This window comes from Rhizobium sp. BK512, assembly GCF_014194915.1.
Classification (GTDB): domain Bacteria; phylum Pseudomonadota; class Alphaproteobacteria; order Rhizobiales; family Rhizobiaceae; genus Rhizobium.
In genome coordinates this window covers 142,198-166,132 of the sequence record NZ_JACIAS010000002.1, presented here as the reverse complement: position 1 = coordinate 166,132, position 23,935 = coordinate 142,198, and the positions used below count along the sequence as shown (strand labels likewise).

Annotated in this window: 25 protein-coding genes and 1 pseudogene; 10 read left to right on the top strand and 16 right to left on the bottom strand. The window is 62.6% G+C overall.

Going from position 1 to position 23,935, the window contains the following annotated elements:
- Positions 1–50: 50 nt before the first annotated feature.
- A complete protein-coding gene (locus FHX06_RS06715; RefSeq protein ID WP_183878611.1) occupies positions 51–953 on the bottom strand; it encodes a sigma-70 family RNA polymerase sigma factor in 903 nt (300 codons plus the stop codon).
- Positions 950–1,693 carry an SDR family NAD(P)-dependent oxidoreductase gene (locus FHX06_RS06710; RefSeq protein WP_183878609.1) on the bottom strand — a complete coding sequence of 248 codons (744 nt, stop codon included), beginning with the start codon at positions 1,691–1,693 and terminating at the stop codon, positions 950–952. The genes FHX06_RS06715 and FHX06_RS06710 overlap by 4 nt, the downstream gene beginning before the upstream one ends.
- Before the next feature lie 174 nt (positions 1,694–1,867).
- Between FHX06_RS06710 and FHX06_RS06705 the strand changes: the two genes are divergently transcribed.
- The 3 genes from FHX06_RS06705 to FHX06_RS06695 all read left to right on the top strand — a co-directional run bounded on the left by FHX06_RS06705 (position 1,868) and on the right by FHX06_RS06695 (position 3,613).
- Positions 1,868–2,194 (top strand): hypothetical protein, encoded by a 327-nt coding sequence (locus FHX06_RS06705; protein ID WP_183878607.1) that lies wholly within the window; start codon positions 1,868–1,870, stop codon positions 2,192–2,194.
- Between the two features lie 39 nt (positions 2,195–2,233).
- Positions 2,234–3,199, top strand: coding sequence for an MBL fold metallo-hydrolase (locus FHX06_RS06700; protein ID WP_312866460.1), 966 nt, complete (start codon positions 2,234–2,236; stop codon positions 3,197–3,199).
- A gap of 63 nt (positions 3,200–3,262) precedes the next feature.
- The gene (locus FHX06_RS06695) at positions 3,263–3,613 is read left to right on the top strand and encodes a DUF2200 domain-containing protein (RefSeq protein ID WP_112971939.1); all 351 of its coding nucleotides are present in this window, start codon (positions 3,263–3,265) and stop codon (positions 3,611–3,613) included.
- 79 nt (positions 3,614–3,692) lie between these two features.
- On the opposite strand, the gene FHX06_RS06690 is transcribed toward FHX06_RS06695, so the two are convergent.
- Genes FHX06_RS06690 through FHX06_RS06680 form a run of 3 tightly spaced genes read right to left on the bottom strand, consistent with a single transcriptional unit; the run spans position 3,693 to position 5,893 of the window.
- Positions 3,693–4,595, bottom strand: coding sequence for a dihydrodipicolinate synthase family protein (locus FHX06_RS06690; RefSeq protein ID WP_183878605.1), 903 nt, complete (start codon positions 4,593–4,595; stop codon positions 3,693–3,695).
- 14 nt (positions 4,596–4,609) lie between these two features.
- Entirely contained in the window at positions 4,610–5,245 is a 636-nt protein-coding gene (locus FHX06_RS06685; RefSeq protein ID WP_113016016.1) for a LysE family translocator, read from the bottom strand.
- Between the two features lie 39 nt (positions 5,246–5,284).
- Positions 5,285–5,893 carry a LysE/ArgO family amino acid transporter gene (locus tag FHX06_RS06680; RefSeq protein ID WP_183878603.1) on the bottom strand — a complete coding sequence of 203 codons (609 nt, stop codon included), beginning with the start codon at positions 5,891–5,893 and terminating at the stop codon, positions 5,285–5,287.
- A 100-nt stretch (positions 5,894–5,993) separates the two neighbouring features.
- Between FHX06_RS06680 and FHX06_RS06675 the strand changes: the two genes are divergently transcribed.
- The 4 genes from FHX06_RS06675 to FHX06_RS06660 all read left to right on the top strand — a co-directional run bounded on the left by FHX06_RS06675 (position 5,994) and on the right by FHX06_RS06660 (position 11,134).
- A complete protein-coding gene (locus FHX06_RS06675) occupies positions 5,994–6,896 on the top strand; it encodes a LysR family transcriptional regulator ArgP (RefSeq protein WP_183878601.1) in 903 nt (300 codons plus the stop codon).
- Between the two features lie 226 nt (positions 6,897–7,122).
- The gene (locus FHX06_RS06670; RefSeq protein WP_183878599.1) at positions 7,123–8,478 is read left to right on the top strand and encodes a hypothetical protein; all 1,356 of its coding nucleotides are present in this window, start codon (positions 7,123–7,125) and stop codon (positions 8,476–8,478) included.
- Between the two features lie 389 nt (positions 8,479–8,867).
- The gene (locus tag FHX06_RS06665) at positions 8,868–9,995 is read left to right on the top strand and encodes an alpha/beta hydrolase (RefSeq protein ID WP_183878597.1); all 1,128 of its coding nucleotides are present in this window, start codon (positions 8,868–8,870) and stop codon (positions 9,993–9,995) included.
- A gap of 344 nt (positions 9,996–10,339) precedes the next feature.
- Positions 10,340–11,134 (top strand): metallophosphoesterase, encoded by a 795-nt coding sequence (locus tag FHX06_RS06660; protein WP_183878595.1) that lies wholly within the window; start codon positions 10,340–10,342, stop codon positions 11,132–11,134.
- A 16-nt stretch (positions 11,135–11,150) separates the two neighbouring features.
- Here the strand turns inward: FHX06_RS06660 and FHX06_RS06655 are convergent, their stop codons facing one another.
- The 7 genes and pseudogenes from FHX06_RS06655 to FHX06_RS06625 form a co-directional block, all read right to left on the bottom strand.
- Positions 11,151–12,059 (bottom strand): AraC family transcriptional regulator, encoded by a 909-nt coding sequence (locus FHX06_RS06655; RefSeq protein WP_183878593.1) that lies wholly within the window; start codon positions 12,057–12,059, stop codon positions 11,151–11,153.
- A 58-nt stretch (positions 12,060–12,117) separates the two neighbouring features.
- Complete coding sequence (locus FHX06_RS06650; protein ID WP_113211596.1) at positions 12,118–12,513, bottom strand: hypothetical protein; 396 nt, start codon at positions 12,511–12,513, stop codon at positions 12,118–12,120.
- Between the two features lie 195 nt (positions 12,514–12,708).
- On the bottom strand, positions 12,709–13,440 hold the full coding sequence (locus tag FHX06_RS06645; protein ID WP_183878591.1) for a molybdate ABC transporter substrate-binding protein: 732 nt from the start codon (positions 13,438–13,440) through the stop codon (positions 12,709–12,711).
- Positions 13,437–14,225 carry an ABC transporter ATP-binding protein gene (locus tag FHX06_RS06640; protein WP_312866458.1) on the bottom strand — a complete coding sequence of 263 codons (789 nt, stop codon included), beginning with the start codon at positions 14,223–14,225 and terminating at the stop codon, positions 13,437–13,439. The genes FHX06_RS06645 and FHX06_RS06640 overlap by 4 nt, the downstream gene beginning before the upstream one ends.
- Complete coding sequence (locus FHX06_RS06635; protein WP_409564340.1) at positions 14,215–15,234, bottom strand: FecCD family ABC transporter permease; 1,020 nt, start codon at positions 15,232–15,234, stop codon at positions 14,215–14,217. Before FHX06_RS06635 ends, FHX06_RS06640 begins: the two co-directional genes overlap by 11 nt.
- Positions 15,235–15,245: 11 nt before the next feature.
- Entirely contained in the window at positions 15,246–16,304 is a 1,059-nt protein-coding gene (locus tag FHX06_RS06630) for an ABC transporter substrate-binding protein (RefSeq protein ID WP_183878587.1), read from the bottom strand.
- A 215-nt stretch (positions 16,305–16,519) separates the two neighbouring features.
- Positions 16,520–17,418, bottom strand: a pseudogene (locus tag FHX06_RS06625) (LysR family transcriptional regulator).
- Positions 17,419–17,597: 179 nt separating this feature from the next.
- On the opposite strand from FHX06_RS06625, the gene FHX06_RS06620 reads away from it, so the two are divergent.
- Positions 17,598–18,932, top strand: a complete 1,335-nt coding sequence (locus FHX06_RS06620) for an MFS transporter (protein ID WP_183879188.1) — start codon at positions 17,598–17,600, stop codon at positions 18,930–18,932.
- Between the two features lie 38 nt (positions 18,933–18,970).
- Here the strand turns inward: FHX06_RS06620 and FHX06_RS06615 are convergent, their stop codons facing one another.
- A complete protein-coding gene (locus FHX06_RS06615; RefSeq protein WP_183878585.1) occupies positions 18,971–19,930 on the bottom strand; it encodes a LysR family transcriptional regulator in 960 nt (319 codons plus the stop codon).
- Positions 19,931–20,068: 138 nt separating this feature from the next.
- Here FHX06_RS06615 and FHX06_RS06610 point away from each other — a divergent pair, with 138 nt between their 5' ends.
- Positions 20,069–20,593 (top strand): YybH family protein, encoded by a 525-nt coding sequence (locus tag FHX06_RS06610; RefSeq protein WP_246715505.1) that lies wholly within the window; start codon positions 20,069–20,071, stop codon positions 20,591–20,593.
- A 79-nt stretch (positions 20,594–20,672) separates the two neighbouring features.
- Here FHX06_RS06610 and FHX06_RS06605 read toward each other — a convergent pair whose 3' ends face one another.
- Positions 20,673–21,566 (bottom strand): alpha/beta fold hydrolase, encoded by an 894-nt coding sequence (locus FHX06_RS06605; RefSeq protein WP_183878583.1) that lies wholly within the window; start codon positions 21,564–21,566, stop codon positions 20,673–20,675.
- A 77-nt stretch (positions 21,567–21,643) separates the two neighbouring features.
- Between FHX06_RS06605 and FHX06_RS06600 the strand changes: the two genes are divergently transcribed.
- Entirely contained in the window at positions 21,644–22,240 is a 597-nt protein-coding gene (locus FHX06_RS06600) for a TetR/AcrR family transcriptional regulator (protein WP_183878581.1), read from the top strand.
- A 50-nt stretch (positions 22,241–22,290) separates the two neighbouring features.
- On the opposite strand, the gene FHX06_RS06595 is transcribed toward FHX06_RS06600, so the two are convergent.
- Entirely contained in the window at positions 22,291–22,458 is a 168-nt protein-coding gene (locus FHX06_RS06595) for a hypothetical protein (protein WP_183878580.1), read from the bottom strand.
- A gap of 58 nt (positions 22,459–22,516) precedes the next feature.
- Positions 22,517–23,758, bottom strand: coding sequence for an alpha-D-ribose 1-methylphosphonate 5-triphosphate diphosphatase (locus FHX06_RS06590; RefSeq protein WP_183878578.1), 1,242 nt, complete (start codon positions 23,756–23,758; stop codon positions 22,517–22,519).
- Positions 23,759–23,935: the final 177 nt, after the last annotated feature.

Below are 23,935 nucleotides of genomic sequence, written 5' to 3'. Positions count from 1 at the left end.
AGGGGCATGGCATCGACCGCCGCAAAGCGCTCGATCACTCCGGGTCACCACTATGCTGCCGGCATGACGTCGGCACCCTCGATGACATAGGTCGCATAGCGATGGTCGCGGATCAGGCTTATCTTCTGCCCCCGCCACTCGAGCAGCATGAAATAGGACGGACCGTCGGGCGCTTCGGCCGATACCAGCAATATTTCCCGGCCTTCCAGCCAGGCCGGCTCGATCCTGACCGGCGGATATTCGGCATAATATGTGAAGAACCGGCCGACATCGGCGGCACCGGAGATTTCCGGCCGGCGCGCCTGACGCAGCCGGACATCGTCGGCCAGCAGGCGGCGCAAGGCGTCCCAATCCCGGGCGTTGAACAGCGCTGCAAAGTTCAGGGCTTCCGGACTGGGCGGTGGCGCAACCTCGCGCCGCATGTCGGAGACGGCGCGCAAGCTCGCCCGGCCGCGCGACAGATGCGCCTTGACGGCATCGACACTCAAGTCGAGCAGCGCTGCGATATCCGCAAGCGACTCTCCGAGTACGTCCTTGAGGATGACGGCGCTGCGCTGCGGCACCGGCAATTCTGCAAAATGGCCGAGCGCTATCAGCACCGTATCCTGCCGGATCAGCGCCTCCTCCGGGCCGACGGCGCCGATATCGGCGAGATTAATGGCCATCTCAAGGGGCTCGGCCCGGCGCGTACTGCGCTGGCGCAAGGTATCGATGGCCTTGTTATGGACGACGCGAAACAGCCAGGGGCGCAGAGGCGTATCCGGCGGGATCGAGCTCGCCGTCGCAAATGCCCTGGCAAACGCCTCCTGGATCACATCCTCACCGTCGATGACGGACCCCACCAGACGCGCCGCATAGCGATGCAGCTCGGGGCGAAGCGCATCCGCTTCGCTCGCGAGCACTGCCAGCAGAGTTTTCCTCTCTTCGTCCTTGAGGGCAGCGTCTTCCGTCATTCGATGACCGTCACTCCCGTATCTCCGCGCGCCGCGTAGACCATCGCCTCGGCGAGATCAGTCCTGCCGATCAGGTCGGCGACCATATCGCCAAAAGCCCGTGGCGTCATGTCCGGCCAGGTGGCCGCCTGCTCGGCAAATGTCCGACCCGCCGCCACGGCATAGGCTCCGATGCCGGTATCGCCGACACCGGTTCCGGCAAACATCTGCCGGGGAACGATCACCCGGAAGCGCAAGCCCAGGCCAAGCTGCGCCGACAGGCCCTCGGCATATTTCGCAATGAACCACTGCGCGCGCTTCGCGCCCGCATAACCGCCAGACAGCGGCGAGCCCTGCACGGCGGCTCCGCTGGAAACCAGCACGACAAGCCCGCCCGGCGCCATCGGCAGGGTCAGGGCAGCCTGTACCCAATGCAGCGCGGCCTTGACGTCCACATTCCAGTTGGTGGTGAATGCCTCCCAGCCGATCCGGTCGATCCGCTCCATGGGCGGTTCCGCACCGGCATTCATGATGACGAGATCGGGTCGCCTGTCTTCCATGATGCGCCATGCCGCATCGACATCGGTTGCATCAGCCGACAGGGCCGTGAAGACCGGTTGTTCGCCCGCCTCCTGCATGGCCGTCACGTTCCGGGCAACCACCGTGACCTCGGCCGCGCGCGCCACGAATGCCTCGGCAAGCCCCCTCCCCAAACCACGGCTGCCGCCGACAACAACAATTCGCTTTCCGTCCAGATCCATCTCTCATCCTCATTCGGGTCGGGTCCGACCGTTCGACGACGGTCGCAACAACGACGTTCCAACGAGGCAAAAAGAGTCATCTCCATCTGCGATTTGTGGCGGCCGGCGTATAAGAACCTGGCTCGACCGAAATTCGAGAGTGATCGATATCGGCCTGGATCACCGCAAGCGGCCATGGGTTCCGCCAACCCGAAGAACGGTATCCGCGAAGGTCGGCCGGATGATTGCGTGCAATTTTCTGATATTGTACATTCCCGCGACTGCATTGAAAGCTTCCGTCCGGGGTCTGTCATGCGAGGGGAACAACGATCTGATGGGCCGTCTGCGGCTCCCGGACACGACGATGACGACCAGATCGTTCTCATCGCCGGCATCGCCTTTTCGTCTATCAAACTGATCAAGAAAAACAGCACGCGCAAACTGCGCAATCGCCTGCTCTACGGCATGGGCTCCACACATCCCGAAATCATCAACCAAGGCGGGGAAGCGGCTTCAGCCTGACCCTGGAGCGCCGCCGCCATTCCGGAAAGGACCTGCCAAGTGACCCAGGATTTCAGACTTTCCCGTCGCGGTTTTTGTCTCTGCTGCGTGGCCGCCACGACATTCGCTGCATCCGGAGGCTGGCTCAGCCCGAAACAGGTATTCGCGAAGGCTCAGGGCATCGTCGATATAATCCGCGACTCCGCCGCCAAGGAGCCGATCAAGGTCCATAAGGCAAGGGCCGGCGTATCGATCCTCGAAGGATCGGGCGGAAACATCGCCGTCCTGACCGGCGCCGACGGAAAGGTTTTTATCGATGGCGGCATCACCGCGTCCCGGCCGCGGGTACTCGAGGCCCTCGCCCGACTTGGCAAACAGCCGATCACTCACCTCATCAACACCCACTGGCATTTCGATCATACGGATGGCAATGCATGGCTGAACGCCGAGGGCGCGGCCATTCTGGCGCATGAAAACACCTGCAAACACCTGATGTCGGTCGTGAGGGTCGAAGACTGGGATTACGAATTCCCGCGACCGCCGCTCGCCGCCGTGCCTTCGGAAACCGTTGGCGACGAGATGTCCCTCAAGCTCGACAAATCCACCCTGATGCTGAAGCATCATCCGAATGCTCACACCGATGGCGACATCTCCGTCACCTTCGGCGAAGCAAACATCGTCCACGCAGGAGACCTCTACTGGTACGGCATCTATCCGTTCATCGACTATTCGACCGGTGGCGGAATCGACGGACTGATCAAGGCGGTCGACGACATCCTGGCCAATGTCGCCAACGACACGATCGTCATCCCCGGTCACGGCCATCCCGTCAGCAACAAATCGGAACTCACCGAGTACAGGACGATGCTGGTCGATATTCGCGGGAACGTCGCCAAACTGAAAGCCGCCGGAAAGCCGATCGACGAGGTCCTTGCCGCAAAGCCGACAGCCGAATTCGATGCGAAATGGGGGCAGTTCCTTGTCACCCCTGAATTGTTCACGCGCCTCGTCTATCATGGCGTCTGAGAAGATCGCGCAACGGCAAAGCTGTCTGCGCCATCGCGAGATCAGCACCGTCACGGAGGAGGCATGACGAAGCATCGTATCTATTCGGTCAGCGTCGCAAGCGTTTACCCTCACTATGTCGCCAAGGCCGAGAAGAAGGGCCGCACCAAAGCGGAAGTTGATGAAATCATCTGCTGGCTGACGGGGCACAGCCCGGAGAGCCTGGACGATCAGCTGGCGCAGAAAACCAGCTTCGAGGATTTCTTTGCGCAGGCGCCGGCGATGAACCCGTCCCGGTCTCTGATATCTGGTGTCGTCTGCGGCGTGCGCGTCGAAGAGATCGAGGAGCCGACCATGCGGGAGATCCGCTACCTGGACAAGCTCGTCGATGAGCTCGCCAGGGGAAAGGCGATGGAGAAAATCCTGCGGGCATAGCCGCGGCCCGGCCCTGGCTATCACTCCGCGTCTTGGAAACCACTCCCGCTGGCCGGAGCATTCCGGCAGCGGAACTGCTCTACCGGCCGACTGCCGCACCAAGGCTGTCAAGCGCCTCGCGCACCCGCCCGCGTGCGGCCTCGGCAAGGCCGAGCACCGGGCGCGGCGGCGAAAACCGGCCGAGGCCGATGAGATCGGCAATCGTATACATGACACGGAAACTGCCGAATTCCTTGAACAGCGCCCAGAGTGGCGTGAAGGCATCGTTGATGCGTCCCGCCTCCGCGGTGTCACCGGCCTGCGCGGCCCTCGTCAGCTTCAGCGCCTCGGCGGGCAGCAGACCCGCAACGACGCTGTACCAGCCATCGGCGCCTGCGAGCAGCGCATCCGCCGCAATCCAGTCGCCGCTATAGCCAAGCGCGAAACCATCCGGCGTCACCGTACGGAGACTTTTGATCTCGCCTGCAATATCGCCATTGGCCGGCAGCGGCATCTTCACCGCCTTGACGGTGCCAAGCCTGGCAAGCCGGGCGATCAGCTCGGCGCTGAAGGTGAATTTCGTCGTGCCCGGATTGTTGTAGATGCAGAGCGGCAGCTGCCCGGCATCGGCGACTTCGGCAAAATGCTCGTAGACCTCGTCGTCGGTGAGCGGCGTATAGGAGACCGGCGCGAGCAGCAGGCCATCCGCCCCAAGCTCCCGCGCATCCCTGGCGAGCGCCTGCGCCTCATCCGTCCGGAGCGCGCCGACACCGACGATGACAGGGATCTTGCCGCCAACGGCAGACATGGCCGCTTCCACCGCCCGGCGCCGCTCCTGGCGCGACAGGAAGGCATAGGCGCCGGTGCTGCCGAGCAACCCGATGGAATCTGCGCCCGCGGCCTCAATGCGGCCGAGCAACGTGGCGAGCGCGCCGGTATCGACAATGCCCGAGGCATCGGCCGGCGTGATCGGAAAGGCGGAAAGGCCATGGAAAAGCGGCATCGGGAACTTCCTTCTTATGCGCGTGACAGCAGGAGTTTCATGCCGGCGGCACCGAAGACGAGCGCCAGCGTGCCCTCGATCCAGCGCCGCGCATGGCGATACATGCGGATCATCGGCGCGGTGGAGAAGACCAGCGCATAACCGCAGAAGATGGTGATGCTGAGAATGGCGCAGCCTGCAAGAATGACGGCGACGGTCGCCGGCGTCGCACCCGGGCCGAGACCGAGCGTCATGGTCGCGATCCAGCCGAGCAGCGCCTTCGGGTTGGTCAGGTGCATCAGCAGGCCGCGGCGATAAAGGCTGAAGCCCGAGGCCGGCTTGAGGGCGTCGAGCGGCCTGCCCTGCTTCTCATCCGAGGTCATGGCGGATTTGCCGGCCTTGTAGGCGAGGAACATGAGGTAGAGCCCGCCGGCTATCTTCAGGACAACGAGCGCCTGGGCATATTGCGCCAGAACGGCCGAAACCCCTGTTGCCGCCATCGAGCCCCAGAAGAGCGAGCCGCTGACGACGCCCGCGGCAATCATCAGCGCCGACTGGCGCCCCTGATGCATGGCGACACCCATGATGCGCATATTGCTGGGACCGGGGCTGGCTGCGGCGATGATATAGGCGGTGAAGACAAGGGCAAGGTGGTGCGGATCGACGGTCATTCCGGTTTCCCAAGGTCGTGATTGGTGCGCGTGCGGCCGTCACATGCCGTTCAGCAGCTTGAACGCGATCAGCCACATCACGCAAGCGATGATGGTTTCGAGAATGCGCCAGGAAACCGGCCGTGAAAAGATGGGACGAAGCCAGGCCGCACCATATCCCAGAGAAAAGAAGAACAGGAAGGAGCTGCTCGCCGCCCCCGCGGCAAAGGCGGCTTGATGGCCGGCAAAACGCGTCGAGATCGTGCCGAGCAGGATCACCGTATCGAGATAGACATGCGGATTGAGCCAGGTCAGCGCCAGGCACATGGCCATGGTCTTGCCGAAGCTTGCCCCTGCCCCGTTTGCAACCTGCAGCGTGCCCGAAGACCAGACCGTCGAATAGAGGCTTTTCGCCCCATACCAGATGAGGAACGCCGCCCCGCCATAACGCATGACCGGATCGAGAAAGGGCATGAGCTTCACCACCTGCGCCAGGCTGGTGACGCCGATGACGATCAGGATCGCATCCGAAAGCGCGCAGGCAAGGCAGACGGCAAAGACATATTCGTTGCGCAAGCCCTGGCGCAGGATGAAGGCATTCTGCGCGCCGATCGCCACGATCAGGCTGAGGCCGGCCACCATGCCGGTGAAATAGGTCGAGATGTCCATGATATCAGAGGGTTCCGTCGCGTTGTTGCAACGCTCCGTAGACCGATCGACCGGATTAGGCTAATTAATCATCCTTACGTCAATTAAGCGCAGCTTACCCATGATCGATTATCCTGCCCTTCGTGTCCTGCTTGCCGTGGTCCAGACCGGCAGCTTCGAAAGGGCCGCCGCCATCCTGAACGTCACGCCCTCTGCCGTCTCCCAGCGCATCAAGCAGCTGGAAGAGCGCGTCGGTGCCGCCCTCGTCGTGCGCGCAACGCCGTGCACGGCAACGGAAAAGGGCGACTGGCTCTGCCGCCACATGGAAAATGTCGGCATGCTCGAAAGCGAATTGCTGGAGCACCTGCCGGCGCTGAGCGACCGCGACAATCCCGAACAGCGCGTCACGCTGCAGATCGCCACCAGCGCCGACAGCCTCGGCGCCTGGTTTCTGGAGGCGATGGCCGATTTCTCGAAAAGCTCGAACTACCTGCTCAACATCTCCATCGAGGATCAGGACCACACGGCCGAGTGGCTGGAGCGCGGCCGCGTCATCGCCGCCGTCACCAGCATGGAAAAGCCGGTCGCCGGCTGCCGCCGCTACTCGCTCGGCGCGCTGCGCTACCACGCCGCCGCCAGCCCCGAATTCGTGCGCCGCTATTTCCCCGACGGCGTCACCCCGGAAGCACTTGCCCGCGCCCCTTCCTTCACCTTCAACCAGAAGGACCGCCTGCAGGCGCAATGGATCCGCCGCACGCTCAAGACCGACGTCAACGTGCCGACCCACTGGCTGCCGGCCACACAGGGCTTTCTCGATGCCGCCCTGCTCGGCATGGGCTGGGGCATGAACCCGATCCAGCTGACCGAGGCCCACATCAAGGCCGGCCGCCTCGTCGAGTTGATTCCGGACACGCCTCTCGATGTCGTCCTCTACTGGCAGATCAGCCGGCTCGCCGCAGACCGGCTTGCGGGCCTGACGCGGACGGTGATCGAGGTGGCGAGGCAGTCGCTGGTGCGAGGGTGATCGCGAATATCGGCTGCATTCGCCGTCAACTCACTTCTCCATATCCTCGGGGAGCTTTGCGCCCGCCGTCGTAAAATCTTCCTCTTTTCATGGGCTGGAAGTATAATCTCCCCTTAACGTCATCGAACGCAATTCTGGCACAGCTACGCGTGGGAGTTCCGCGAAAGCAAAGCGGCTAGCCGTCGTCGTAGCGCAACGGGACCACCTGGCGAATGTGGAGGAGACAATGGCACATGCGCTGTGGAGTCGCCGCATTGCTGCAGGGTTTCGGCAGATGCTGCTGGCGCTTTCGGGGGTCGTCGCAATTTTCTACGGCTTCCCGTCAGTCGCGCTCGCGGACCAAGGCGGCATGCGAGACATCATTGTTCGCGAGTTCGAGGCGTTTGACCCCAATTATCGAGAACGGCGTCAGCACTATGCGGAGCGCCTCGAAGCACTCGCGGCCGGGATCGCTGCCGAACAAGCTGCGGGCAACACTCTGCAATGCTCGGAGCAACTGTATCTCGAGGCAAAGTGGCTGCTCGGCTATACGGCAAACTGGAATGCGCTGGAGGACAAGCTGGAGCGCATCGAGCGGAGCTTGCAGGATAAAGACCAGAACTTTGCCAGCGAGCAATCGCCGGTCGATGGCTTCTGGGGACTTTGCTACGATCAATGGTTCATGCGAGTAGGCGCGACGGCAACGGCGATCGGCCTTCTCACAAGCCAGGGGGAACCCCCTCACTATCGTTTGCGCCCGAGGCTGCGCACCGGCCGTGAACTCATCAACTATCTGCAGAGCCTGCTGATCTCGGACATCGAAAACACCGGCATCGACAACCGTGGCGAGCTAAGCAGCTTGATGACGAGTTACTCGACGGCAGCCTACAAGCGTGATCTCCAGGATATACTTTCCGGCTACGTAGCGCTCGACGAAAGCATAGACTGGGATGAAGCACGCGAGGCTGCATGGTTTTTTATCCACGGCTCACAGGATACCGCAACTGGCTATTGGGGGGCCTGGTACGTCATCGATGGCAAGATACGCAAGACCACCGATCTCAGCATAACATTTCATGTCGTGCGATACAGCAAGGGCGAAGTGGATCATTGGCCGGAGATCATCAGGACGACGCTTGCCATCAAGGACGATCCCTATCCGTTCGGGTGGCGCAGCGGTGGGAAGTTTACCAACCACAACCTCTATGATGTCGCCTCAATCTTCAAGTTCGGCTGGCCCCACATGAGCGAGGAGGAGCGCAGGACGGCCCGCGATGAAATCCGCCAGATGTTGCTTTGGTCATTCGAAAACACTCTGAACCCGGACGGCACCTATCGGCACAACCCTGGTTACGGGGACTCCTTCGCAGACGAATATTATTTCGGCGTGTCGCTGCTCGATGTTCTGGGCTACTGGAAGCCTGCAGAAAGGTTTTGGACCGATTATCCGCTTGAGCCGGCCTTGGCCGGTCGCGCCGACTGCTGCCTCATCAGACAACGCGTCAAGGCATATGGCTTTGAAAGCTGGGCCGGTGCTGGCGCTTTGGAAAAGCTCGAGAGGAGTTGCAGCGTGTGTCCCGCTCAAGCGGTAACGCAGCGCTAATCCTCATCGACGTCTATCCTGCCAGTCGAGCCAGCTCTGGAGGCCGCGCGCGAAACTCCGGTCATTGGAGTGTCCGCAAAGGAGCCGAAAGCAGTCATTCGCTCCAAGTCAGATCAGTTGGTGGATCGTCAGCGGTTCTTCGCATGGATCAGCCGGAACAACATGAATTCACGGACGGCTTCCGGGATAACCTGATTCCTGTTGCAATCCTCACTAGAATGCATTAGCTAATTCTTGAGGAAATATTCAAAGAAAAATTGAATACTGCAAATCCACACGGATCGGCGTAACTAATACGCCAGTCGTGGCGGGATTTACTGTCCGCTTGCTATCGCGTTAATCATGCAACGATAGCCGCACGGTCGCGTCGTCGAGAGGCGAAGAAGATCATGATCAAGACGGTTTACTTCGCAACCAATCGCCAGCCGCTGCTCGATCCCACCGATCCGCAGCATCAGCGCATCATCGGTTTCGGCACCGAGCTCGGGCCGACCAGCGGCATCGATGTGCGCTATGGCAGCGCCAAGGTCGACGTCAATCTGTCGAGGAAGACCAATGTGATGGTACCGGGCTCGCTCGCCGTGGCCAGCCAGCAGCTTCTCTTTGCCGAGGGCGAGGCGCCGACGCTTGGCAGCGACACGATCTTCGATGCCATCCGCGCCTCGATGAAGGCCGACAACAAGCCGACGATCGCCTTCATCCATGGTTTCAGCAACAGTTTCGTCGATTCCATCGAGCGCGCCGGCTGGCTGAGCGCCTTCTACGGGCTCGACGTCAACATGTTCGTCTTCTCCTGGCCGTCGCTCGCCTCGCTCCTGCCCATACCGACACCCTTCGGCGATTATGCCCATGACCGCAAGACCGCGGCGGCATCCGGCATCGCGATCGCCAGAACCCTGCGCCGCCTCAGCGATTTCGTCGACAAGCTCAGCGAGGAGGAGCGCTGCGACCAGGCCATCCACCTGATCTGCCACAGCATGGGCAATTATGTGATGCGCAACGCGCTGCAGGCGCTGATGAAACTGCCCGAACCCGCCTCCCCAACGCTTTCGGCCGTCAACGCCATGACCTCGCTCGACGGCGCGCCGTCATCGCCGCTCCGCCGCTATTTCGACAAGGTGATCCTGGCCGCCGCCGACGAGGATGCCGACGCCTTCGACGATCCCGCGAAGTTCAAGTTCCTGCCCCGGATCTGCCGGTCGATCACCGTCTACTATTCCGAGAAGGACTGGATCCTGAGCACGCTCAGCAGCGGCACGAAATTCAACGGCCCGCGCCTCGGCGCCGACGGTCCCGACAATATGGGTACGATCAGCGACAAGGTATCGGCCGTCGACGTCAGCGCCGTGCTTTCTGCATCGGAGCCGGAAAACCATCAATATTACCGGGTCTTCCCGCAGATGCGCGACGACATAAAGGCCGTGCTGACCGGCACTGCGCCCGAAAAGATCGCCAATCGCCAGGCGATCGGACAAGGCCGGTGGCGGCTGGTCAAGAGGGCCGGGAAACCCTCGTGAGCGGATTGGTTCGGCGTTCGGCCCCGGCGAGCCGGCGGAACTTTCTGTCCGGTCTGCAGCCCGAAAGAAAACCCCTCCCCAACCCCTCCCCACAAGCGGGAGGGACTGACCCTGAGCGCGGCGTTTCTCTCCCGAGACGCTAAAGATGTGAAGGAAAAAGGCAGCCGCACGTTAAGCCCCTCCCCCTTGTGGGGAGGGGTTTGGGGCGGGGTCTTTTCCAAACCACAATCGCCCGCAAACATCGCGCAAATCTATTTCGGCGGCCCGCCCTGTTCCCCCGGTCTCCAGCTTGGCGCGGCTCACGAACAATGCCATACCAAATGCCATAACGGAGCCAGCCATCGATGACCGGGAACGCTTCTCTGCACACATTCGCCATCGGCGATATCCACGGTCGCGCCGACCTGCTGGAGGAGATGCTCTCAGGCATTGCCGGCAAGGCGCGTGACGAAGGGATCGATTACCGGATCGTCTTCCTCGGCGACATCATGGATCGCGGGCCGGAAAGCCGCAGGGCGCTGGATCTCGTCATCCGGACGCTGCGCGACAGGCCGGGCTCGAAACTGATATGCGGCAACCATGACGCCATCCCGCTTCTGATCCTCGACGAGACGGACCCGGTCGCGCGGGCAGATCTTGTCAGCCACTGGCGAGATCTCGGAGGCAGCGAGACGATGCTCTCCTTCGGCCTGCCCCTTGCGGCATCCATCACTGCAGAGGAAATCCGGAGCCGGTTCGGAGACGAACGCCTGCAATGCCTGCGCGATGCCGAGCGCTATGTCGAGCTCGACCACCACATCCTCGTCCATGCCGGCCTGAAGCCCGGCATTGCCCTGGCCGAACAGGAGGCGCAGGCGCTGATGTGGATACGCGGCGAGTTCCTGAATGCCAGCGCTTCATTTGGCAAGATCGTCGTTCACGGGCACACGATCACCGCGAGCGAACGCGTCGAGATCTTCCCGAACCGGATTGCCATCGATACCGGCGCCTTTGCAACGAATATCCTGTCGGCGCTTCACATCAGCCCTTCAGGCGATGTCTCGGTGCTGCAGGCAACGGCAGCCGGCCCCGGTCCTTGCCGTTTCCTGGAAGGCCGGCCCCTCACCCGGTCTCATGACAATGTGGATCTGCTATTCTAGGCCGCGCCAGGAAATATCAATTCGGCTCCCGCCTGAACGGTACCAGATTGGATGCCGACCCCTTGGCAACATCCCCGCCGTCGCGCTCGCCCGGCTCCGTCCGCAAGCCCGCCGTGATTTCCAGCCTGTGCTGGCTCGCCGGCATCTGGTCGCTGAAATAGCGCGTCGGCGTCGTTCCGAGCATGCGGCGGAACATGGCGATGAAGGCGCTGACGCTTTCATAGCCGAGATCGCCGGCGATCACGGTCACGAGCTGCCCGGCCGCCAGCCGCTGAAGCGCCACGCCGATATGCAGCTGCTGGCGCCAGCGCATGAAGGACATGCCCGTCTCCCGCTGGAACAGGCGGCTGAGCGTGCGGTTGCTGGCGCCGACCCGCGCGCCCCATTCGTCTATGGTGAAGCGCAGGCCGGGCTCGGCGACCATCGCCTCGGCGAGCCGCTGCAGCCTGCGGTCGGCGGGCATCGGCAGATGGATCGGCTCGAGCGGCGCGGCACGCAGCTCATCGAGGAGCACGCCCACCAGACGGTTAAGCCGTTCGGGCGCGATATCCGGACCATCCGGGCGCGGCTCCAGCCGAAAGATCAGCTCGCGCAGGAAAGGCTGGACGAAGAGAATGCCGCACTCGTCCTGCAGTCCGTCGGTCAGTTTCGCGTCGACATAGAGATTACCGATCCTGACATGGCCGCAGACGCGCCCGCTATGGGCGGTGCCGCCCGGAATCCACAGCGCGCAATTCGGCGGCACCGTCCAGACACCGCCGGCCGCCCTCATCGTCAGCACGCCGCTGATCACGTAGAGCAGTTGCGCCTTCTGGTGGCGATGCGACTCGGACTCGCCGATGAATGTCGTCTCGGTGATGAAGCTGAAGGCCGGGCGCGACACATCGTCGATCCGCGCGGGGTCAAATCTATCCGGAATATCCATTGCGGATCCCCATTGCGAGCTCAACCGACGGAGCATTGCTTTATCTCAGAAGCCGGATTCAGAGTAACCAGGCATCGTCCCTGCTGCCGAGCAGGCTGCGCCCCTTGCGCTCCGCCTCCTCCTCGTCCGTGGCAAAGACGATCGCGAAGCCGAAGGCCTTTCCGGCCGTGACCGCCGCGATCTTGATGGCGGGCGACATCGGCCTGCCGCCATCGATGACGATCATGCCGCGGCAATAGGCCCTCATCCGGTCCTTGATCTTCTTGAAGAACAGCGCCCGCTCCTTGCGCTCCTCCTGCGTGTCCTCGTCATGATCGTCGGGTGCGTGATCCGTGACCAGCACGAAAGGCCGCCGCTCCTCCAGGAGAGCCTCGATCTGATCATTGATGGGAGTTTCGGCATTAGCCTCGGTGCGGATGAAGACGACAGGCAGGCGGGAACGATCCAGAAGCACAGGCAAGGCCTTTCGAGAGTGAAGCAAGTGAGACGAGCCTAGCATTCCGCGCCGAAGCCGGATTTCGCGAAGCTGCCAACAAATGCCGGGGATCGGCCAAGTTTTTGCGAGAGAGTTCAATGGTGGCGTTTCGGTTATCGCGTATGGCTGCGATCCACCGAACGGTCAGGCACATGAGGATTGCATCTGCAGAATCTAACCGACCCGCGAAAAGCCTGCTCCTTTCAATATCTCCTGCCCTTGATCCGACAGGAGAAAATCCCGCAGTTCTCTCGCATCGTCCGGAGCGCCCTTGCACAGCCCCAAACCATATTCGACCCCGGGAGAGAATTCCGCCGGGATTTCCACGACGCGGAAAGCTGGATCGGTCTCCAGCAGCCGGGCGTTGGAATAATAGCTCAGGAAAAGGTCGGCCTCGCCGTCAGTGATCAGATAGCCGCCGCCCTTGCCGGGCGGTGTCGGCGGCGAATTGCGGCCGCCGACCAGTTGCCGCGCGCGGGTTTTCAGCGCCACGCCCATGCCTGGATGCTGCGCCTCCACAAGGTCGAAAACCTCGAAGGCGTAGTCCCCGGACGGATCGTCGCCCGGCGTCGATGTGCCGATCTTCACCTGGGGATCTGAGAGGATGTCGAGAAAATTCTCCGTCGTGAGGCCGAGATCGGCGCGTGCGATCACGCAAAGCCGATTGCGCGCGAAGCAGACAGGCTCTTCCGTGATGCCGAGGGAAGCGAGACGTCGCGGATGCGCCATATTGGCCGAAGCAAAAAGATGGAATGCCTCGCCCGCCTCGATCCGTTCGCGCAGCAGGCCGGCAGGTCCAAGTGACAGCGAAATCCCGATACCCGTCATCTGCCCGAAAGCGCCGATGATGGCAGGAAATGCATGCCGCATGCTGCCGGCGGAGAGGACCTTCACGGATTGGGTCATCGACGTTCTCCTTTTCGGTCTCTTCGCCGGAAGAGCGGTACGAAAGCGGTTTCTTCGCGCTCACCGCTGCCGAGGCGCGCGGACAGGATCGGAATGCCGTAAAGCGCTTCCAGATAGGCTTCCGTCATCACCTCTTCGGTCGCGCCGAAGACGGTTCTCGTCTGTGGCAGCATGAGCAGCACCTTGTCAGCCACGGCAACCGCGTGGTTGGGCTGATGAGTGGTAAAGGCAATGGCGAGCTTTTCACGGTCGGCCAATTCGCTGAGCAGGGAGAGCACGACATCCTGATTTTTCAGGTCGAGCGCGGAAGCCGGCTCGTCGAGCAACAGAACCGCATTCTCACCCGCAAGTGCACGGGCAATCAGCACGAGCTGGCGCTCGCCACCGGACAGAGCCTCGATATTGCGCGACGCGTAGTCGGCCATGCCGGTGGCGCTGAGTGCCTCCATCGCCTTTTCCACATCGCGCTTTCGCGGCGTCTGGAAAACCGCGATATGCCGGGCGCGGCCCATCAGCACCACATCCAGTACCGAATAGGGAAAGGAGCCGATGAATTCCTGCGGTACGAAGCCGGTGCCCCGATTGAGCTCCATCCGGCCGGAGGTCGGCTTCAGAAGTCCCGCCAGAACCCGCAGCAATGTCGATTTGCCGCGCCCGTTCGGCCCCAGGATAGCGGTGATCTCACCTGCCCTCAGGTCGAAGTCGAGATCGCGGAACTGCCAGTGCTCGCCGTCATAGGACTGGCTGACGGCCTCGATGCGCAGCATGACCGGATCAGAATCCACGTGCGCCTCTCTGGGTCTGCTTCAACACCAGCGCGAAGACCGGCGTGCCGATCAGCGCGGTCAGGATGCCGAGCGGGATTTCAGTGGCTGTGGCAGTGCGGGCGACGGTATCGATTATCAGCAGGTAAAGCGCGCCGATGATTAGCGAGGCCGGCATCATCACCCGGTGATCGGGGCCGACCAGCATGCGCGCCATATGCGGCACGACCAGCCCGACCCAGCCGATAACGCCGCTGACGGCCACCTGCGCCGATACGATGCAGGAGACGAGGATCAGGATCAGCCAACGGAGCAGCTCGACATTGACGCCGAGGGCGCGGGCATCCTCGTCACCGATGGAGAGCAGATTGATGCGCCAGCGCAGGCCGAGCAGCAGAAAGCTGCAGATCAGTACCGGCGCGGCGATCAGCAGGAACTTTTCCCAATTGGCGGTGGCGAAACTGCCGAGCAGCCAGAAGACCATGGCCGGCAGCTTGTCTTCCGTATCGGCCAGATACTGGACAAGGCTGACGAGCGCACCGAAGAAGCCGGTGACGACGACACCGGCCAGTACCAGCGCCAGGATGTTGCGGCGCGCGACGATGCCGTTCAGCGCATAGACCAGAACCAGGGCCGAAAGCCCGAAGACGAAGGCCGAGCCAAGCAGCCCGTAACGCGGAAAGCTAAAGAGGATGGCGAGCACACCACCGAAGGCAGCACCCGAGGAGACGCCCATCACCTGCGGCCCCACGAGTGGATTGCGGAACACGCCCTGCATCGTGGCGCCGGAAAGTGCGAGACCCGCGCCGGCCAGAAGCGCCAGCAGGATGCGCGGCATGCGCACTGTGAAGACGACATTCGCCTCCGTCGGCGTTACCGGCACCTCCGGCGGGGAAATCGGCGCCCAGAGGATCTCGATTACCCGCGCGAACGGAATGTCGTAACGGCCTATGCCAAGGGAAGCGACCGCGACGAGCGCCAGAGTGACCGCCAGTATGGCGATGATCACCGATGGCGGGCGTCGCGGCAAGACGTCGTCATTCATTGTGCAGGGCGATAGTCGGTGCGGTAGAACTCCCGGTAATAGGCATCCGCTTCCTTCTGCATGTCGATATCCTTGAAGCGCTCGGGATAAAGCTCCTTCGCCATCCAGAGTTCACCGAGCGCCATCGCTTCCGGCATCGGATAGCCCCAGGCCTTGGCATATTCCGGCATCAGGTAGACCTTGCCGTTCTTGACGGCATCGATCGTCTGCCAGGAATCGGCCTTCCTGATCTCGTCGACGACGGCCGGATAACGCTCCTGGACGAAGATGACGGCCGGGTTCCATGTCAGGACGTCTTCCATCGACACCTGCTTGAAACCGGCGATCGAGTTCGCGACGTTGCGGGCGCCGGCGCGCTCCATCATCAGGCCGGTATATTTGCCGCGGCCATAGGTGGAGAGGTCCGGATTGGCCATGTAGGTGGCGACGCGCTTGTCTTCCGGGATGTCGGCGAGCCGGTCGGCAACGAGCTTGCGGGTCTTCTTGGTGACCGCAATCATCGCCTCGCCCTTTTCCTTGCGGTCAAGCACCTCGGCGATCAGCCGCACGCCGGTCGCAAAACCAGCGTCGATCGCGGCCGGCTCGTCCTTGACCGTCGGGTTGAGCTTGACGGCTTCGGCCGGCGGCACGTCGAGCAGCGAGATAGCGACGACGGCGAGGCCGGCATCCTCGATCTGCTTGACCATGTCGGCCGGCGCGTAGTTGGTGACGAACACCACATCCGGCTTCAGCTTCAGCAACTCCTCGATATTGACCTTGGTGAGGCCACCCGGCATGGCAAGGTTCGGAAGCTGTGGTGCGAGACGCACATAATTGGCGCCGAGCTGCTTCTTCCACTCGTCGAGTACACCGACCACCTTGTCCATCGCATCCATCTGCACGGCGATATTGAGCGTCTGGTGCTGCAGGATGACGACACGGCTGACGACGTCAGGGATGTGCACCTGTCGGCCGATCTGATCGGTAACCAGACGGTCGGCCCAGGCGGGAGCAGACAACAATAAACCACTGATAGCAATGGCGATTTTCGCAACGAAAGCGAGACGGGAGATCATGGGCGTAGGTCCTCGAGGATGGAGCCGACCGCTAGCATGATATTCGGCCGTATACAACGACGTTATATTCGACTGAATACGTCGATCGCGCAGGAACAAGGAGTGATGTCTGTCAATCGGCGATCAAAGCGGCACGCGCAAAAGCGGCCGGCGCACGGCGACGAGCAGCGTCTGCCTTGCCCCGATAGCCGTCCTTTTCACTATCGAATGCGCGCTCAGTTCATTGACTTGAACGTCTCGAAGATCAGCGCTCTCAGCCAACGATGAACGGGATCTGCATCCATCCGCGGGTGCCACGCCTGGACGATGTCGAAACCCGGCACCGCGACCGGCAGCTCGAACGTCCTGATCTGGCTTGTTGCGGCGGATTTGCGATAAGAATTCGGAATCGCGCCGATCAAATCGGATGCCGCCGCAACCGCGATTACTGTTGGAAAGCTTGGCACGATCAGTCTGACATCGCGGTAGACGCCGAGTTCGGCGAGCGCCCTGTCGACCGGGCCGGCAAAATCCGCGTGCGGTGAAAACAGTACGTGGCCCCAGGCGGAATAGCTCTCGACCGTGATCGGATCTGCATCGAAAATCGGGTGTCCTGTCCTTGCAAGACCCACATACCGGTCTTGAAAAAGGGTCTGGCAACGCAGTTCTCCGCTCTCCGTCGGCAGGACGCCGATATCGAGATCCACGGCCGCGTCTCTCAGGGATTGAACGTCCTTGTCCGATCGCGGCGCAAACCGAAGCCTTATGCCTGGTGCCGCGTTCGCCACAGCAGCGCTCAGCCCCGCGGCAAAAATAAGCACGAACGCCTCATTGGCACGGATGGTGAAATCGCGGCGCACCTCGCGGATTTCCACTGTCGACGGCGGACTGAGCACCGCTTTCACAGCTTCATTCAACGAATGCACGTCTTCGGCAATCGCCAGGGCATGGGGCGTTGCGACCATGCCGCGCCGGCCGGCACAAGGATCGGATCGCCGAGCGCAGCCCTCAACCGTGACAGTGTCCGGCTCATGGCTGATGTACTGAGGCCAAGCCGGCGCGCGGCGGCCGATACGCTTCTCTCGCGCAACAGCGCATCCAGTGCCACCAGAAGATTGAGGTCGAGATCGGACATGACTCAATTTACTCAGGCATGGCGTTTTATGCAACAGTCGTTTGATTTCGTTGCGTCTGGCGCTTGCAGCCGTCAAGGCCTAACTGGTCGGCCATCCAATAACGACTGGGAGTTTCTCAATGTCCCTCGCCTCCACCGCACCGATTTCTCAGGATGGCCCGGCATCGCCTCGACAGTACATGGCCATCGCACTCATCCTTCTCTCGGCTGTTCTCGTCGTTCTTGATGGAGCCATTGCCAACGTCGCCCTGCCCTCGATCGCGCTTTCGCTGCACGTGGAAGCGGGCAGCACCGTATGGGTCGTCTCAGCCTATCAGCTGGCCGTGCTGGTCGCCCTTCTTCCCTGTGGCGCGCTCGGGGAAGTCTATGGCGCGCGGCGAGTCTTCCTGATCGGCGTCGCGCTGTTCACAGCGGCTTCGGCTGCCTGCGCCTTCGCGGGCGACCTTTCCCTGCTGATCCTTGCCCGTTTCGCCCAGGGCCTCGGCGCGGGCGCGATCATGGCGCTTGCCATGATGAACCTGCGCTCGGCCTTGCCGCAGCACATGCTGGGTCCGATCATCGGCGTCAATGCCATGGTCATCGCGATTTCTTCCGCTGCCGGTCCAGGCATTGCCGGCGCCATCCTTTCCGTCACGACCTGGCCCTGGCTCTTTGCGGTCAATATACCGATCGGCATCATCGTGCTGCTCAGCGGCGGTCTGCTGGAGAAGATGCAGGGCACGAAGCGAAAGCTGAACGTCAAGGCCTTGCTGGCCAACACGTCGATGTTCATCCTCTTCTTCTGCGGCACCGACCGGATAGCAACCGCGCCGGCAAGCGGCACGGTCCTCATCGCCGCCTCGATAGCTTGTCTTGTCGTCCTGCTGCGCCTGGAACGCAAAAGCGATGCCCCGATCATTCCGACCGATCTCCTGGCGGCACCCGCATTCCGCGTGGCGGTCATCGCCTCGATATCCTGCTTCTGCGGCCAGATGCTGAGCTATATCGCGCTGCCCTTCTATCTCCAGCACAGGCTGCACATGACCCCGGTTCTGGCCGGTCTCTACATGATGCCCTGGCCGGTTGCGACGGCGATCATCGCGCCATTTTCGGGACGTCTGGCAAACCGCGTCAAGACCGCATGGCTTTGCGCGACAGGCGGCGCGCTGCTGAGCGTCGGCCTCCTTGTGGCAGTTCTCTGCCCGCCCGATCCGAGAGGCATCGCGTTTCTGGTCGGCACTGTCATTGCCGGCCTGGGTTTCGGCCTGTTCCAGACGCCGAACAACCGCATTCTGCTGCTCTCGGCTCCGAAAGCCAGAAGCGGTGCGGCAGGCGCCATGCAGGGCACCGCACGGCTTCTCGGCCAGACCCTGGGCGGAATCTCCATGTCGCTCATCTTCGCGACATTGCCGCTCTCTGCCGCGCTCGAATTTGCGGTCGTCCTGTCGGCTGCCTGCGCGGCAATTGCCAGCCTGGTCAGCCTGAGCCGCGCCCGCTACGAACTGGCGGGACAATCTGGAGCGAGCAGTCGATGAGCATTCTGTTCGCCAGGGCCGAGAGCATTCGTTCCCGGTCAGGCCGATCCCGCAGAACCCTCGCATGCCGACTGCAGCATCCCGAACAGCCAGCTGAGGCCCGCATCCATCATCGCGGCGCGCGGGGCGACGGCGCTCAGCCGGAAACGCGGCAGCGGCAAAGGCGCATCCACCGTCGTGAGGCCGAAGCGCGGGGCGTAGAGTGCCGCAAAGCGCCGGGGGACGGCAACGAGCATGTCGCTCTCGCCGGCGATGGCGAGCGCGAACATGAAGTTTGGCACCGTCAGCGCCATCCGCCTGCTCAAGCCCATCTGTTCGAGGGCCGTGTCGACGAAACCGTGCGGATCGCCACCAAGTGAAACGACGAGGTGGCGCATCCCGACATAGCGCTCGAGCGTCGGTTCCTCAGCGAAAGGATGACCGGCGCGCATGGCAATGACGAAGTCCTCCTCATAGAGCGTCAGGCTGTGGAAGCGCGCCGGAATGTCATCGGAAGGCACGATCGCAATGTCCATGGCGCGCGCTTCCAGCTCGCCAAACGCATTGCGCCAGGCCCGCGCAGGCGCGCTTTCGCCCTGCTCCGGCAGCAGCTGGCGTATGCTGATATCGATCTCAGGCGCAGACTTTTCCAATCCCGAGAGCAGCGCGGACAGGAAGACCGCGGAAACACCATCCGGCGCCCCCAGCGTGAAGCGGCGGCTCGACCTCGCCGGATCGAAGGGCTCGGCCGTCGCTATCACGCTTCGCACCCTGGCGAGAATCTCGGCAACAGGTGCTGCAAGCTCCGTCGCGCGCGCCGTCGCCACCACGCCTCTCGGCGTCCTCACGAACAGCGGATCGTTGAGCATCCGCCGCAGGCGCTGAAGCCCGTGGCTGACCGCTGACGGTGAGATGTTCAGCCGGTCGGCGGCGCGGCCGACATGGCCCTCCTCGACGACGGCTTCGAAAAGCACGAGGAGATTGAGATCGGCGCGCGCGAGATCAGTTTCATTCAGCATATCGCTGAAATCATATCATTGGCTTCAGCATCCGAAAACCGGCATTGTTTGAACATGCAGGCTCCGCAGCCGCGCTTCTGAACCCCAGGTCGGCAAAGGACCAGACTAGCAAAGGACCAGGCTAGCAAAGGAAATCTCATGTCACCGTCAAGACGATCCCTTCTCGTTGCCGGCACCGCCGGTCTTGCCTCCCTTGCCGGCAATGTCCGCGACATCAAGGCCGATATGCCGGCAGCCGATCTCGCCCGGATATCGGAAGAGGCCAATGCCGCGCTGATGCGCGGCGATGTCGACACCTACCGGGCGCTCGTGCCGCGCACGCAGGATTTCACGCTGATGTCGCCCTTCGGCGGCACACCGTCCCACGAGGCCGGCTTCACCGAAAAGACCTGGGATGGCATGCGGCAATTCTTCAGGAACGGCACGCTGAAACAGGAAGTCGTCCAAACCTATGCCAGCGCCGACATGATCGTACTCGCCGTCATCGAGCGCGCCCACGTCGAGGTCGGCGGCCTGCCCGCACAGGATTGGGCGTTGCGGGTGACGCTCGTCTATCGGCGTGAGGACGGAGAGTGGCGGCTTGCCCATCGCCACGCCGATCCGCTCGGCCATGCTATCACGTTGGAGCAATCGGCGGCACTCGGGCGTGGGGCCATATATTGAGGCGTGCCTTGCGCCGAGAGAAGATGTCGCGACAGAAGCAGAAAGGGAGCGAGCACCCTGCCCGCTCCCTTTACCAAATTCACTTGCCGGAAACCGAGTCCCGGAACTCCGCCAGGTCGCGGTTGAAGCGCGGCGCTTCCTCCAGGAATGGCGCGTGGCCCGACTGCGCATAGATCTTTTCCCGAACGGCCGGATTGAGCGCCCGGGCGCGGGCGATGCTCGGCTCGACATTCACCAGATCGTCCTTGCCGCCATAGAGCAGCAGAACCGGCACGCGCGCTTTGCCCAGGCCCTCGGCAGCCGAAACGGTCATCGACGGCACTGTCCGCGTCATGATCCATGAGGCCATCGCGGCATTGGAGAGCAGGCGCTCGAAGGTTGCCGCATCCGGCTGCGTTGCAAAACACAGGGCCAGGAAGGTTTTTACAGCATCGAGATGCACCTTCAGCTCATCCGAGGCCATGCCGGCATAGACATCGGGATGCGCGGTGATCAGCGCAGCATTGAGTTCGATCACGCCGTCGACATAGACGACGCCGGCAATGGCGCCGTCGCCATAAGCGGCAAGATAGTTCGAAATGACGACGCCGCCGAGCGACCAGCCGACGAGGACGGGCTTGCGAACACCGGTCTCCTTGAGAACCGCCGAGAGATCGTCGGCCCAGCGGCGCCCGTCGCGATAGGCCTCGGCATCGTCAGGCTTGCCCGACAGGCCGTGGCCGCGCATGTCGTAGCTGATCAGGCGAAACTTCTGCAGCTCGGGGCTGCCGACCTGCATGTCCCAGTTGAGATGGCTGCCGAGCAGGCCGTGGATGAAAACGATCGCCGGCCCGGCGGGATCGCCCGCTTCCTGAACCGCGATCTCGACGCCATCGGGCGCCTTCACCGTGTAATTCTTCTCCGCGGCCATCGCCACGGAAGACAGTCCCGCCAGCAGGACCACCACCCAGATGCCGCGCATTATTCTCATCATGCCAAAATCCTTATGTTTAGTGATCGATACAAACTAACCGCTTGCCTTTTGCTGTCAAGCAGTCTTTAGTGATCGCTATGGATAAGGTTGTGAAAACACGCCGCGGCGGCCCGCGTACCTTCGACCGGGACGAGGCGATCGACATCGCCATGCGGCTCTTCTGGCGGCATGGATACGAGGGCGTCTCGCTGAACGACCTGACGGCGGCAATCGGCGTCGCGCCCCCGAGCCTCTACTCGGCCTTCGGCAGCAAGGCCGGCCTCTACCGCGAGGCGCTCGAACGCTATTTCGGCTTGCGCGGGCCTGTCTGGGATATCAAACCCACCACGACCCTTCAGGAGACCGTCGAAACCCTGCTCCACAAGGCAATCGACGCCGTCATCGACCCGGCCGGAGAGCGGGGCTGCATGATCTCGAGCGGCATGATCCAGTGCGGTCCAGACCATGCGGAACTCGCGCGCGAACTGGCGGAACGCCGCGACACGATGCGCGACATGATCGCAGCAACGCTCGAGCACTGGCTGGACCGCGACCACGCCCTCTCGCTGGCCCGCTATCTCGTCGCCGTCCTGCAGGGCCTGTCCGTCCAGGCCTATGATGGTGCTTCGCGAGAGGAATTGCGCCAGGTGTCGGACGAAGTCATCGCGGGTTTAAAGGCGAGAATGTTCAGCTAAAACAGCGCGCCTTCCCGATCAGGCCCACCTGTCGCATCCCCATGAGGGCTTCATTCCTTTTCCGCATCCCTGTCGCCATCAGAGGCCTTGGGCTTGCCGCGCGAACGCAGGTTGCCGAAGCCCATATAGTGGTCGGCGTCGGATGTATTCCACTTGCCGGCCAGATAGATGGCGGCGATGGCTACAGCGAATATGAGCAGGACATAGAGCGTTTCCATATCTGCGATGTAGCGCGCAGATATGGATCGGACAGTTCCGGGCGATATTCCGCCGGTCTCAGGCCATTGCGAATTCACCGGCGGGCGCCGCGCGATAGGCTTCGCGGCCGCCGACCCAGGTGCGGCGAACGGCGGGTGCAGCACCATCAGGCCAGTCGACCAGCACGAGATCCGCCCGTTTGCCGATTTCGATGACGCCGCGATCGGCAAGGCCGGAGGCCTGTGCCGGGTTGCCTGACACGAGCGGCCAGAGCGCATGGAGCGGTGCCACGCCGTCGGCCTTCAGCCTTGCAAGGCCGAGCAGCATCGCCGGATAGTAATAGTCCGAGGCGAGAATGTCGCAGAGCCCTTCGCGGATCATGTCGGCCGCGCCGATCGAGGCGAGATGGCTGCCGCCGCGCGTCGCGTTCGGTGCGCCGAAGACGATGAAGTCGCCGGCATCGCGGGCAGCGCGCGCCACCCGCCGGTTCATCGGGAATTCGCAGATCCGCGCGCCCCGAAGGCGGAAGAAATCGCGCGTTTCGATCTGGCTGTCGTCATGCGACAGCATCGGTGCGCCCGCAGCCTTGCCGAGGGCCGCGACTTCCTCGATCGCACCGGGCACCTCAGGACGGCGTTCCCACATGCTGCGCACGAGCGCCACCATGTCGGCCACCGGAATTTTTGCCCGCTTGGCGCGTTCGGCCATCTTCTCGGTGAAGCTGGGCGTTTCGGGATCCACGGTCGGGAAGGCCGGATCGAGGTCGAATGGCCGCTCCTGCAGCGGGATCGACGGATGCAGCATCACCATCGACGTATGGTCGTTGAAGGCGATCGACGGCAGGCGCGGACCGGCAAGCGCCTCGCGAATGAGATCGATCGCCTCGAAGCAGAAGGTTTCCCAGCGCAGCTGCACGCGATTGTCCACCGTCAGCCGCGGCGTGAGCGTGTCGAGCGCACGCACGATCGCGTAACCGGTTTCGACCGAGCGCAGCCCGGGCTCCCAGCTGAGCGTCAGCGCGTGATAGGCCGTGGCGATACCGTTGGCGGCAAGCTGGCGATCGGTCTCGAGCAGCGCGGCAGCGACCGGCAGCATCGTGCCGGGCCGCGGCATGACCTGCCGCTCGAAGGCATCGCCATGAATATCCACGAAGGCCGGGCCGAGCAGATGGCCGCGTCCATCGATGACATCAGCGCCGTCGCGCGCGCCGTCGATACCGGTGATCCGCCCGTCTTCGATACGCACGGAGGCGCTCTCCAGACGGTCGCCGAAAACCACGGTTGCACCCTCGATGATCACTGCCGGATTGTTTTGCTGCATGGCTCTCGTTCCAGGAAAAGGAAGGCGCAGCAGCTGAGTCCCTCGACAGGCTGCGCGCAGGCCGCCGCTTCTAACCAGCGGATATGACAAATTTGCGAACGTCGCCGTGCGTCGGCACTATTTGATCGCGGCGGCAGCGCTCTTTCCTCCTCGTGAAATCCGGGTTCCCTTGCCCGT

What these genes read in the sequence shown, in the direction of transcription:
- FHX06_RS06715 (WP_183878611.1), bottom strand. Translation starts at nt 953, where the DNA reads ATGACGGAAGACGCTGCCCTCAAGGACGAAGAGAGGAAAACTCTGCTG.
- FHX06_RS06710 (WP_183878609.1), bottom strand. Translation starts at nt 1,693, where the DNA reads ATGGATCTGGACGGAAAGCGAATTGTTGTTGTCGGCGGCAGCCGTGGT.
- FHX06_RS06705 (WP_183878607.1), top strand. Translation starts at nt 1,868, where the DNA reads ATGGGTTCCGCCAACCCGAAGAACGGTATCCGCGAAGGTCGGCCGGAT.
- FHX06_RS06695 (WP_112971939.1), top strand. Translation starts at nt 3,263, where the DNA reads ATGACGAAGCATCGTATCTATTCGGTCAGCGTCGCAAGCGTTTACCCT.
- FHX06_RS06690 (WP_183878605.1), bottom strand. Translation starts at nt 4,595, where the DNA reads ATGCCGCTTTTCCATGGCCTTTCCGCCTTTCCGATCACGCCGGCCGAT.
- FHX06_RS06685 (WP_113016016.1), bottom strand. Translation starts at nt 5,245, where the DNA reads ATGACCGTCGATCCGCACCACCTTGCCCTTGTCTTCACCGCCTATATC.
- FHX06_RS06680 (WP_183878603.1), bottom strand. Translation starts at nt 5,893, where the DNA reads ATGGACATCTCGACCTATTTCACCGGCATGGTGGCCGGCCTCAGCCTG.
- FHX06_RS06675 (WP_183878601.1), top strand. Translation starts at nt 5,994, where the DNA reads ATGATCGATTATCCTGCCCTTCGTGTCCTGCTTGCCGTGGTCCAGACC.
- FHX06_RS06670 (WP_183878599.1), top strand. Translation starts at nt 7,123, where the DNA reads ATGGCACATGCGCTGTGGAGTCGCCGCATTGCTGCAGGGTTTCGGCAG.
- FHX06_RS06665 (WP_183878597.1), top strand. Translation starts at nt 8,868, where the DNA reads ATGATCAAGACGGTTTACTTCGCAACCAATCGCCAGCCGCTGCTCGAT.
- FHX06_RS06660 (WP_183878595.1), top strand. Translation starts at nt 10,340, where the DNA reads ATGACCGGGAACGCTTCTCTGCACACATTCGCCATCGGCGATATCCAC.
- FHX06_RS06655 (WP_183878593.1), bottom strand. Translation starts at nt 12,059, where the DNA reads ATGGATATTCCGGATAGATTTGACCCCGCGCGGATCGACGATGTGTCG.
- FHX06_RS06645 (WP_183878591.1), bottom strand. Translation starts at nt 13,440, where the DNA reads ATGACCCAATCCGTGAAGGTCCTCTCCGCCGGCAGCATGCGGCATGCA.
- FHX06_RS06630 (WP_183878587.1), bottom strand. Translation starts at nt 16,304, where the DNA reads ATGATCTCCCGTCTCGCTTTCGTTGCGAAAATCGCCATTGCTATCAGT.
- FHX06_RS06620 (WP_183879188.1), top strand. Translation starts at nt 17,598, where the DNA reads ATGGCCATCGCACTCATCCTTCTCTCGGCTGTTCTCGTCGTTCTTGAT.
- FHX06_RS06615 (WP_183878585.1), bottom strand. Translation starts at nt 19,930, where the DNA reads ATGCTGAATGAAACTGATCTCGCGCGCGCCGATCTCAATCTCCTCGTG.
- FHX06_RS06610 (WP_246715505.1), top strand. Translation starts at nt 20,069, where the DNA reads ATGTCACCGTCAAGACGATCCCTTCTCGTTGCCGGCACCGCCGGTCTT.
- FHX06_RS06605 (WP_183878583.1), bottom strand. Translation starts at nt 21,566, where the DNA reads ATGATGAGAATAATGCGCGGCATCTGGGTGGTGGTCCTGCTGGCGGGA.
- FHX06_RS06600 (WP_183878581.1), top strand. Translation starts at nt 21,644, where the DNA reads ATGGATAAGGTTGTGAAAACACGCCGCGGCGGCCCGCGTACCTTCGAC.
- FHX06_RS06595 (WP_183878580.1), bottom strand. Translation starts at nt 22,458, where the DNA reads ATGGAAACGCTCTATGTCCTGCTCATATTCGCTGTAGCCATCGCCGCC.
- FHX06_RS06590 (WP_183878578.1), bottom strand. Translation starts at nt 23,758, where the DNA reads ATGCAGCAAAACAATCCGGCAGTGATCATCGAGGGTGCAACCGTGGTT.